The sequence below is a fragment of the Vreelandella massiliensis genome (assembly GCF_900155385.1).
Taxonomy (GTDB): Bacteria; Pseudomonadota; Gammaproteobacteria; order Pseudomonadales; family Halomonadaceae; genus Vreelandella; species Vreelandella massiliensis.
Genome location: NZ_LT699759.1, coordinates 1 through 6,303, shown reverse-complemented (window position 1 = coordinate 6,303; position 6,303 = coordinate 1). Strand labels below are relative to the sequence as shown.

Genomic DNA, 6,303 nt, shown 5'->3' with positions numbered 1-6,303 from the left:
GAATCCTCCATGCTCCGTGCCATCCGTTAGCCCCCCTGCCGTTGTTGGATGCCCCCCGCCCCGCCGTCGCTCCGCTCGGCAGTGCGACCCCCTACAGGGGTGGTGGGGCTGGCGGGGGAGGGGGTGGTGATCGCGCTGCTGGCAGCCTGTCCACCATTTAGCACTTTATCGACAATCTGCCGTACCACCTCCGACCGCGTTACATTTTCACCAGTCTCTTTCCGATGATTTCTAGCAATTTCATCCAATTGAGCAATCTGCGACTGGTCAAAACTAATGCTAACTGTCCGTTTTGTTTTTTCTGACATTGCTTATCACTCCCTCGTTAATTAACTTTATCGATAAGACTATGTTGAGTATATTTTCATTATACCATTTCCGGTAACAATAATGGTTTAATCCCTATCATTATCCAGAGGAAGACTCGGTTGCTCTTCGTCTTCGCTGCGGCGCCTCTTGTTGATAGCTGCTTGCTGATCTTCCAATGCCGTTAAGCGATCAATGACGTCTTTAGCATCGGCCAAGCGTGACTCTAAACCATCAATCTTCTCTTTAAGACGTGACTGTTCAGACACGAATGACTGCTCTGCTTCACGCTTAGAAGCCAAGGCTTCTTTAGCGACACTCTCAGCATCTATTAATTGATTTTTTAAGGTCGATATTTCTCGCTCTCGCTCTTCAGCTTCACGTTCGAGAGTCGTGACGGCCTCTTGAGCTTCGACAACCGCTGCATCAGCAGCTTCCTGGGCTTCGTGCAAAGCATCACGCTCTGCCGACAAACGGCGCTCCGCTTCACTGATAGCGGCTTTCCATGCTTCCGCTTTCATTTGCTCAACGCGTTCGTTGAGTGCGTCAGGCACGACGACCTCAGCAAGTGCATGATCTTCACGTTGAGCGTCTTTCCATTCCTTGAGTGCTGGCCCAATAGTAGCGAATGAACCGCCACCCAGGGCTTCACGAACGGCAGTCTGTGTTGGGTTCGTGCCCTCAGCGGCCAAACGTTCAGCCACGTTAAAGATATCTTCTTTAGTCAGTGCCATGGTGTGCTCCGCTATGTATCATGTTGTATGTTGTATTATAACACAACATACAACAAAACAACAATACAGGTTAGTCATACACTATAAGGGGCACAAAAAGAGAAATGCGCAGGAGGGAAGGTATTAACGACCCCTTCCCCCGCTTGCCTTCACCCCCGGAGGGGGTCGGCCCTGGAGCGAAGCGGAAGGGACGGGGGGAGAGGGTTTTAATGGGTTGAAGGCCCACTAGGGGCCTTCGGCCCTAGTAGTTCTTAGTAACTACTAGTACGGATTTTTGGCGAATCGCTGAAAGCTCCGCGTGGCGGGGCTTTCAGCCGGTTTTTGAGATTAAAAGTGTGACCGTTAAGTCGGTAAAGCGTGACCGTTAAGTCGGTAAAGTGTGACCGTTAAGTCGGTATTTTCGATCGCTGGATATGTGCGATTGCCGATTTTCCAGACCCGGTGACTGCAATATCCCAACTATCCAACGTATTCAAATGCTTAAGCGCTTTTGAAATTCGTTCCCGACGCTTGCGCGTTGTGCTGGCGTTCTTGCTGGAGCCACCCCAGACCTGGATGGCGAGCTTGTCGAGGCCGATGCGCTGAGTGCGTCCAGGTCGAATCCATGCCGACAACCAGGAGTGACAGATTAAATCGGTGTCGGTGTGCCCCAAGCTGCGGCGCTCCTCTAAATTGATCCGTATATGTTGCTCAACCAGCGCGGCCGCCAGGCGTCCATTCAATGCGATATAGACGCCACCGTCGGGCTTCGATCGGTAGCTGAGTAGGTGCATTTTCCAGTCGTAACCGTCACGTTGTATGCGAATAGATACGTCACTGAGGCGGCTAAGAATTTCGTTCAGCCGTTCATAATTTTGGCCGTTATCGGGCATCCCTGCCGTTGTCAGGATTCGATAAGCGGTTGTTGAAAATGCGGCGGCTGTGTCAGCTTTTGCATCACCATCGGCCTTTAGTGCAGACCACAGTTCTTGTCCAACGGCTACGTCGCTATCTGCGTCCAGATCGCCCGCATACTCCATTGCTGCTAATGCGCATATCGCATAGAGAATTGACTGATCGCGGCTGTCTAGGTACTCAAACGAACGCCAAGTTACTGTTGCACCGTTATGCTCAGTTATCAGTTCTAAGGCACGGGGGCGACGCCCCCGTGTGACGGGTCGAAATAGCGATGCAATCGCCAAGGCGGGGTCGATTCGCGCATATTCAGCCACTGAATGAGCCATTGCGCCCTCCTTTGCCTTTTGGCTTCTCAAGCACGGCTGGTTGCAGCGTGTAGCCGCCCTCGATTTCCTCGTCCATGGCCGAGACTTTACGGAACCAACGCGGGGCGAACGGCTTGCCGTAGTTCTGTTTGGATACACCAAACTCAACGAAATAACCCCGGCGATTTTCATCAACGCTGTGCCGCTCGGACTCATCCGACGTCATGCTGCGCAGATACCCTTGCCACCGAATGTTATCGACCAGCACGCTTGAGCCGCGGCTCGCCTGTTGCTCGCCGCCGGCGCCGCTGAACATGCTGGCTTTGTTGGTGTGGTGTAGGAAGATGATCGTGCAGCCTGTCCGCGCTGCGATCATGCGAAATTTGCCCACCACTTGCTTCATGTCGCCGCTGTCAGACTCATCAAGATTGTGCGTCATGCGCAGCGTGTCGAGTATCATTAGCCGCCGGTTTTCCGCAACTTCCATAAAGAACTGCATCCATGCCACATTGAGAATATCGACATCGCACTTGTCGAGAGGCTCGACAAGTAGGTGATCTGCGAGGTTCTGCCTGTGCTCCGGGGAACAGTGCTCTAAGAGCGCGAAAAGCCGGTGCTCGATGATTAACTGCGGGTCTTCACCCGGCAAATAAGCGACGCTCCCGTGCTTGATTTCACCAAGCCCAAGAAGGTCGGGGCCACCGGCGACTTGCGCCGCGATTTGCAATGCTAGTGCACTTTTACCGGCACCGCCTGGGCTGATGATTGCGCCCACGGTGCCAGCTACCAAGCCAGATAGCACATAATCAATGCGCTCGGGTTTCTGCTGTGCCAGTGCTAAGATATCGATAGCCATTGCGACTCCTGTTCAGTCGTTGTGGTTAGGCGGTGAGCAGGGTGCCCGCCCTGCTGCATCGCCGTAGTTACATGCCTGGCCCTTTTGGGCCTGTCGGCTTCTTCCAGTTTACCGAACGCCCCCGATCTGAAGGGACAGAATCGGCATTTTTCTCAGCTTTTTCGCTCTCCCTTGGCCTTGGCGGTTTAGCCTGCATCCTCGCGACGTGTGCCTCAGTAGCAGCTAACCGCTCCTCAGCGGCGCGTTCTTCAGCTGCTTCACGCCTCCGAATCTCATTGCCCTCTCTAAGCTTTCCGATGTCTTTATGCTGAGACGGTGGATGCCATAGCCGCACGTTGGGGTTGATCGCTGCCACGGCCTGCTGCTGGGCCGCATGGTCAGCATCCGTGCGCGGCTGATTCGCGGGGTTTGGCTCGTTATCACACGCGATGGTCACGCGAGGCGCATCCCGCAATAGCTGCTGAACAGCCGGATTTTCAATAAATGACCTCACCCCGCTACCACCGCTGACGATGATCTGTGGTATTTGTCTGCCCTTGGTTCTCGCTTCGGCATGCAGGGCGATGGCGTCAACGCCGCCCTCGACAATCCACACTGGCGCCCCGTCATCACCGGGCAATATGGGCGGAAAGCTCTTATCAGAGCCTTTGAGATCCCGTTTCTGCACAGTTTCTGCTTTGTTGATCGCCCTGCGTGTGACGTTTCGCGCTCTACCTTGATCGTCGTACCCAGCAAACAGAAGTCGCCCATCAGGGTCATACCGAAGCATCTGCGACTGCTCGGCATAGCCGATGCTGTCGTCATCAATCAGTCGCCGATCACGCAGGTATGCACGCCCCGCTTCTACTGCTTGGGCACCCCCCAGCTTCATAGAGGGATACTGCTGCGGCCGCGGCGTTTGCCGCTGCTGCCGGGTTATAGGAGCAGTTGAGCCGGTGCCGACCAGGAGCCGGTATACCGCTTCAACAAAGGGCAGGTCTGGTTCCAGTTCACGCGCAAGAGCAATAGAGTCGCCGCCATCATTGCCGTACAGGTCGCACCATAGGATTCGACCATCGTGCTTTCGCGTCAGACGATAGTGTTCGTCGCCGCGCTCATCGCGCACGCTGCCATGCTTGCCTTCCCAGCGAACGCGAAAGCCGTGACTTTCGAGGTAGGGCGTGGGGTCTACGGTGCGGGCCGATTGTAAATCTCCTTCAGCAACTCGAATTCCGCCTGTGTTGCCCGCTCCAGTAGTTGATCCAGCCTCGGGTCGTCCGCGTTTAGCAGCGCTAAACTGCTTGAATCGAGAATCCCAATCAGTGCCACCACCAGAAGGGCGCTGAGAAGCGCGCTGCTCACCGCTAAGGCCGGCATCTTCCACCACCTCGGGCGTGCCGCCTGCGCTTGCTCCTGGAGCTGGTTGGCCGCCTCTGTCAGCCTGGAGGCTGCCATAGCGGTCGCCTCCAGGCTCGCTGTGCTCTGCTGGAGCTGTTGAGCTGTCTCGTTGATCGTCCTGACTAATTGCCGCGTCGATTTCTCGAAGCTCGCTGTCGCTTTGGTCGTCATCTCTTGAGACATCGTATCGAGCGTCGTCCGCTGAATCTGGGCGAGCTTCTCGATCTCCCCCAAGCTCAACCCTTCCAGCGGTGCCAGAGCCTCGCTGACTTGCTGGGCTATCGCCGGAGGGAGCGCCTCGATCTCCAACCGGTTCTGCTCCATTTGCTGCTGGAGCTCCTTGATCTGCTTTATCAGCTGACTGGGTGCGGAAGCGCTGGAGCCCGTCGCTGTCTCTAGTTTGCTCATAGACTACCCCTCTTTCTTGGAGCTTCTTCCAGCCATAGGCTTTGCCAAGCTGTGAGGCTTTAAAATGCACACCACCGTATTCAAAGCTGAAACCGTTGAGGCGGCCTGTACTGGCGATATTCGCCTTGACGCCGATACCGGAAACCTCCAGCCCTTCCGCGAACTCAAGGGCGCTGATTGCCTCACCATCCAGCAAGTCGTCAATCGCCTGCTGGATAACCGATCTTGGTGCCTGCTCGCCTGTACGAACCGCCTTATTGATCTCCTGGGAGGAAGGTTTCTTGCGCTCAGCACGGGCAGAACCAAGACCTGGTGTGAGCCGTAGGCCAAAGTCCTTTTCTAGCTTCTGAGTCGCATTGATCGCTGTCCGGGCTTCCCATTGTCCATGCCACAACGTCGCGTCAAGGTCGATTCGGGAGAGTAGGATGTGGACGTGATCGTAGTTCGTGTCACTGTGCCGAATAACGGTATAGGGCGTTCTCTCGGTAAAGCCCATTTCCCGTAGAAAAGCCTTAGAAATGTCGTTCCAACCTTCCGCTTCAAGAGTCTCACCAGCCGGTAGTGAAAGACTGGCATGCCATACCGGCTTCTTAACGTCAGGGCGTAAAGCCCTGGTAACGCCAAACTCACGCGACAATTCCCAAATTGTACGACCAGACATATTGCCGCCAACAACTTCAGCATTTTTATTGCCAACGGCTTTCGGCCCTTCATCAAACAAATAAGAAAGGGCACCGCGAAAACCACTCCCCCGACTAACTTTCGCCTTCATACCCCTCCCCCACTTCAATAAGAATCTGCCGGAAGTAGGCAAGCATATTGCCTACTTCTTCTATATCCACATCAACCTCAACGCCCTTTCTATTTAGCTGATAAGCAATCTGGTTAAGATTGCTCGCAGCTTTAGATAGTTCTTGCCATGCCTGCTTATTTAACTCTGGAATAGTTGCTGGTAGAGACTGAAAAGCCGCAAGGCGCAGGTACTCGCCACGGCGCAGACCAACACTTGTTGAAAGCCGATCAAGCTCGTGAAGTTCAACAGGGTTAAAGCGAGTCGATACCGTGTGCCTGCGGCGCTGCTCGTCAGGCAGCGCAGGCGCGCCACCTTTCCACCCCGCCGCTTTTCCGCCCATCATTGTTTTGGGGTCGAAGTATTGCACTGCGCCCTTTTTGCCGCCTTCAGCGGCATCAGCAGGCTCGTTAGAGCCTGCGTCAACCTGGCAAGCGGAGCGCTGACCAGGCCGAGCGTCAGCGAGGGGTGAAACAAGCGAAGCGCAGTTTACACCTTGCTCCGAATCCTCCATGCTCCGTGCCATCCGTTAGCCCCCCTGCCGTTGTTGGATGCCCCCCGCCCCGCCGTCGCTCCGCTCGGCAGTGCGACCCCCTACAGGGGTGGTGGGGCTGGCGGGGGAGGGGGTGG

Annotated in this window: 5 protein-coding genes; all 5 read right to left on the bottom strand. The window is 55.3% G+C overall.

Features of this window, described 5'->3' with window-relative positions; translation table 11 throughout:
• Positions 1 to 395 precede the first annotated feature (395 nt).
• Positions 396 to 1,040: a DNA-binding protein gene (locus tag BQ9846_RS15970; protein WP_075882038.1), complete on the bottom strand. Its 645-nt coding sequence runs from the start codon at positions 1,038 to 1,040 to the stop codon at positions 396 to 398.
• Positions 1,041 to 1,426: 386 nt separating this feature from the next.
• A complete protein-coding gene (gene repC, locus BQ9846_RS15965; protein WP_075882037.1) occupies positions 1,427 to 2,263 on the bottom strand; it encodes a replication protein C, IncQ-type in 837 nt (278 codons plus the stop codon).
• Positions 2,244 to 3,098, bottom strand: coding sequence for a helicase RepA family protein (locus BQ9846_RS15960; RefSeq protein ID WP_075882036.1), 855 nt, complete (start codon positions 3,096 to 3,098; stop codon positions 2,244 to 2,246). The genes repC and BQ9846_RS15960 overlap by 20 nt, the downstream gene beginning before the upstream one ends.
• Positions 3,099 to 3,165: 67 nt before the next feature.
• Positions 3,166 to 5,655, bottom strand: a complete 2,490-nt coding sequence (locus BQ9846_RS15955) for a relaxase/mobilization nuclease domain-containing protein (RefSeq protein ID WP_075882035.1) — start codon at positions 5,653 to 5,655, stop codon at positions 3,166 to 3,168.
• A complete protein-coding gene (locus BQ9846_RS15950) occupies positions 5,639 to 6,187 on the bottom strand; it encodes a plasmid mobilization protein (protein ID WP_159437940.1) in 549 nt (182 codons plus the stop codon). The genes BQ9846_RS15955 and BQ9846_RS15950 overlap by 17 nt, the downstream gene beginning before the upstream one ends.
• Positions 6,188 to 6,303 lie beyond the last annotated feature (116 nt).

Excerpts from the sequence above, each read along its gene's own strand:
- BQ9846_RS15970 (WP_075882038.1), bottom strand. The coding sequence starts at position 1,040 with ATGGCACTGACTAAAGAAGATATCTTTAACGTGGCTGAACGTTTGGCC.
- repC (WP_075882037.1), bottom strand. The coding sequence starts at position 2,263 with ATGGCTCATTCAGTGGCTGAATATGCGCGAATCGACCCCGCCTTGGCG.
- BQ9846_RS15960 (WP_075882036.1), bottom strand. The coding sequence starts at position 3,098 with ATGGCTATCGATATCTTAGCACTGGCACAGCAGAAACCCGAGCGCATT.
- BQ9846_RS15955 (WP_075882035.1), bottom strand. The coding sequence starts at position 5,655 with ATGAAGGCGAAAGTTAGTCGGGGGAGTGGTTTTCGCGGTGCCCTTTCT.
- BQ9846_RS15950 (WP_159437940.1), bottom strand. The coding sequence starts at position 6,187 with ATGGAGGATTCGGAGCAAGGTGTAAACTGCGCTTCGCTTGTTTCACCC.